This is a genomic window from Trichococcus sp. (assembly GCF_049589555.1).
GTDB lineage: Bacteria > Bacillota > Bacilli > Lactobacillales > Aerococcaceae > Trichococcus.
In genome coordinates, this window is record NZ_JBAWAZ010000298.1 from 1 (window position 1) to 3,442 (window position 3,442).

General features: G+C 49.3%; 2 protein-coding genes and 1 pseudogene. 1 reads left to right on the forward strand and 2 read right to left on the reverse strand.

The window, feature by feature from the left end:
* Positions 1-272: 272 nt before the first annotated feature.
* The gene (locus tag WBV27_RS10520; protein WP_424201872.1) at positions 273-1,253 is read right to left on the reverse strand and encodes a rhodanese-related sulfurtransferase; all 981 of its coding nucleotides are present in this window, start codon (positions 1,251-1,253) and stop codon (positions 273-275) included.
* A gap of 171 nt (positions 1,254-1,424) precedes the next feature.
* Here WBV27_RS10520 and WBV27_RS10525 point away from each other — a divergent pair.
* Positions 1,425-2,320: pseudogene (locus WBV27_RS10525) on the forward strand (diacylglycerol/lipid kinase family protein).
* A 54-nt stretch (positions 2,321-2,374) separates the two neighbouring features.
* Here the strand turns inward: WBV27_RS10525 and WBV27_RS10530 are convergent.
* On the reverse strand, positions 2,375-3,442 hold a 1,068-nt coding region (locus WBV27_RS10530), incomplete at its 5' end, for a M3 family metallopeptidase (protein ID WP_424201874.1).

A 3,442-nucleotide genomic window follows, 5' to 3' on the forward strand; every position in this document is an offset into this window, starting at 1 on the left:
GTTCTTGCAGCATTTTCTTTCGTGAAAATCCGCTGGAGGCTGCCATTTATCGTTTGTCCAAGACGTTTGAAAAATTCGCCTGTCTTTTTTAGCCATTTTTCTGCTTTATTTCCATCTGGATTGTTCATATGTTCCCTCTTTCCTTTTCAGGTGGTCACTTATCAGTATAACAAAAAAGCTTTGCCGTGACTATTACATAGCGCGAACAATCACTAAGTCGGAGGGGGCCAAAAAAATCAGCCAAGAAGGTTATCCTGGCTGATTTTTTGCTGCTATTTAGACGTTATGGCAGATTTTTCCATCGTCTCTCCGATGGCGGCCAAACGCTCCGCTACGTCAGACAGTGTCAATTGATTGCGCTGCACATAATAATTCGGCTGGTGGACGCGGCATTCATGCGAGCAGCTGCGCATGTACTTGTGTTCATTTTCTTCGGAACAGAGCATTCTGCGGTTGCAGCTCGGATTGGCGCAATTCGCATAGCGTTCGCATGGCGTGCCGTCGAACCAATCCTTTCCGACTACGACATGTTCGACGCGATTGATGTCGACACCGATGCGCTCATCGAATACATACATCTTACCATCCCAAAGGTCGCCTTTGACCGTTTCGTCTTTCCCGTAGGTTGCAATCCCGCCATGCAGTTGGCCGACATCCTTAAAGCCTTCCTTGACGAGCCAGCCTGAGAATTTTTCGCAGCGGATGCCGCCGGTGCAATAGGTCACGACGCGCTTTTCCATGAATTTTTCTTTGTTGTCGCGGATCCATTGCGGCAATTCGCGGAAGTTTGCGATATCCGGACGGACAGCGCCACGGAAGTGGCCAAGGTCGTACTCATAGTCGTTGCGGGCATCAATTACGACTGTGTTTTCGTCGAGGATGGCTTCACGGAAAGCTTCCGGGGACAGGTATGCGCCGGTCGTTTCGTTTGGGTCAAGGTCATCTCCGCCTAAATGCAAAGACACGATTTCCTGACGAGGGCGGACAAACATCTTTTTGAAAGCATGGCCGTCCGTCTCGTCGGTTTTGTAAGTGATGTCGTTGAAGCGCGGATCTGCGTCCATGTGCGCGATGTAAGCTTGTGTTTGTTCAACGGTCCCGGAAACCGTTCCATTGATGCCTTCTGGTGCGACCAAAATCCTTCCCTTTAAGCCGATTTCTTTGCAGAATCCCAGATGTTCATGCGCGAATGTTTCTGCATCCTCTATCGGTGTATATTTGTAATAGAGTAGGACACGATATTCTTTTGTCATACTGCTCCCCCTAATTCAATCTGTTTTACTTCGAACGTTATGAAATTATACACATTTTGTAAGCGGAAAGCCAAAAATATGCTCAGTGGCCAAAAAAGGGCGTCATACTTTATAGAGGTGGGCGCTGCGTGCTACACTTGCTGCAGAGGTAAAATGAAAGCGGGGGATGAGATGGGTATTTGCATATTGATCGTAAATCCGTCGTCAGGGGGCGAAAAAGCTACTGGCTATTTGGAATTGATGAGGACGTGGTTGAGCGAAATGTTTGAAAAGGTCACAGTCAAAGAAACCGAGAAGCAAGGCGATGCCGAACAGTTTGCGCAAGAAGCGGCAACCCTGGGACATGAAGCGGTATTCTGCATGGCGGCGATGGCACTGTCAACGAAACCATCAATGGCTTGGCGGCTGCCGGAAAAAGCGTGTCTTTCGGGTTCGTTCCGTTGGGCACCGTCAACGATCTTGCAAGAGCAATCGGTATCCCGTTGGACCCTGAGCAGGCCATCAGCATGTTGGGTGATGCGTCCTTGGTCGATTTGGACATAGGTAAGGTCAATGGTCGTTATTTTGTGTCGAATGTCGCTGCCGGTGCGATTCCTGAAGCTGTAGAAGAGGTAAGCGTGGAGCAAAAAACAAAATATGGCCCGCTGGCTTATTTCATCGAAGGAGGGAAAGCGATGGCGAACCAGACCATGCATCGTTTCTGCTTTACGGTGGATGGAGAGATTTTTACACAGGAATCCCCGCTCATACTGATTGCGCTGACGAATTCGATCGCCAGCTTCGAGAGTTTCATGCCGCAAGCAAAAGTCGATGACGGCAAAATGCGGATGGTTGTTTTCAAGGAGTTCAATCTGCTGGACTCGCTGAAATTCCTGCCGCAGCTCATCAGAGGCGAAATCAGAAATTCGGATGCTGTCATCTACAAGTCATTCAAACAGGCCACAATCACCCTTGAAGATGGTGATAGCCTGATCACCAATGTCGACGGCGATGAAGGACCGGCATTTCCGCTAGAAATCGAAATACTGCCATCCTTCATCAAGGTTTATGGACCGGCAGCCATTTGAACAAAATAAATCCCTGCGAACTGTATTACTTGGTCGCAGGGATTTATTATGTCTTCAGATGTATTTTTCGGTCAACCGCAGGAATTCTTCGACGTCTCCCGCCATGATCTCCAAGCCTTGGTTCCAGAAGTCAGGCTGCGTGATATCGGCACCAAGATGCTTCATTACGAGCTCCTCCGTCGCCATCGAACCGGTATCCCGCAAGAGGGAAATATAGGTTTCCTCAAAATTTTCGGTCTGCTGCAGCGATTGCGCGTAAATCCCGAGGCTGAACAGGAAGCCAAACGTGTAAGGGAAATTGTAGAATGGCACATCATCGATGAAAAAGTGCAGTTTGCTCGCCCAGAATAGGGGGTGGTAGTCACTCAAGGCCCCTTGGTATGCCTCTTTCTGGGCAGCCTCCATCATTCCGGACAGCCGTTCTGCAGTGACAAAACCGTTCATCCGTTCGGTGTAGAAGGACTTCTCGAAAAGATAACGGGCATGGATATTCAGAAACATGGCCGTCGCATTTTCGAGCTTCGTATTGAGCAAGGAAATTTTTTCTTCGTCGTTGCTGGCTTCTCTGACCGTAGCCGCGCTGATGATGGTTTCCGCAAAAGTCGATGCCGTTTCGGCGACGTTCATGGCGTAGCGCGTATTCAGATCCGGCAGGTCGCGCATCACGTGGGAATGGAAGGCATGGCCTAACTCATGGGCCAACGTGCTCATATCGCTTGCTGAACCCGTAAAGGTCATGAAAATGCGTGATTCTTTCGATTCCGGATAATCTTCGCAATAGCCGCCAGGTCTTTTCCCGGATCGGTTTTCGGCTTCGATCCAGCGGTTCTTGACGGCATCCAAGGAAAAGTCTGCCAGTTTTGGACCAAAGGAGGCAAAGTGTTCGATGATGTAATCGACTGCTTCGTCGAAACTGAAAGTCTTTGATTGGAAACTGCCGAGCGATACAGGGGCATCGACATCATACCAAGCCAGCTTGTCCTTGCCCATCAGAGCGGCTTTGCGGTCCAAAAACGAAAGGAAAGGCTGTTTGTTCGCGCTGATGGCCTGCCACATCGAATCCAACGTTTCGCGCTTGATGCGGTTATAACGCAATGGCTCAACCAAAAAATCCTCATCCTG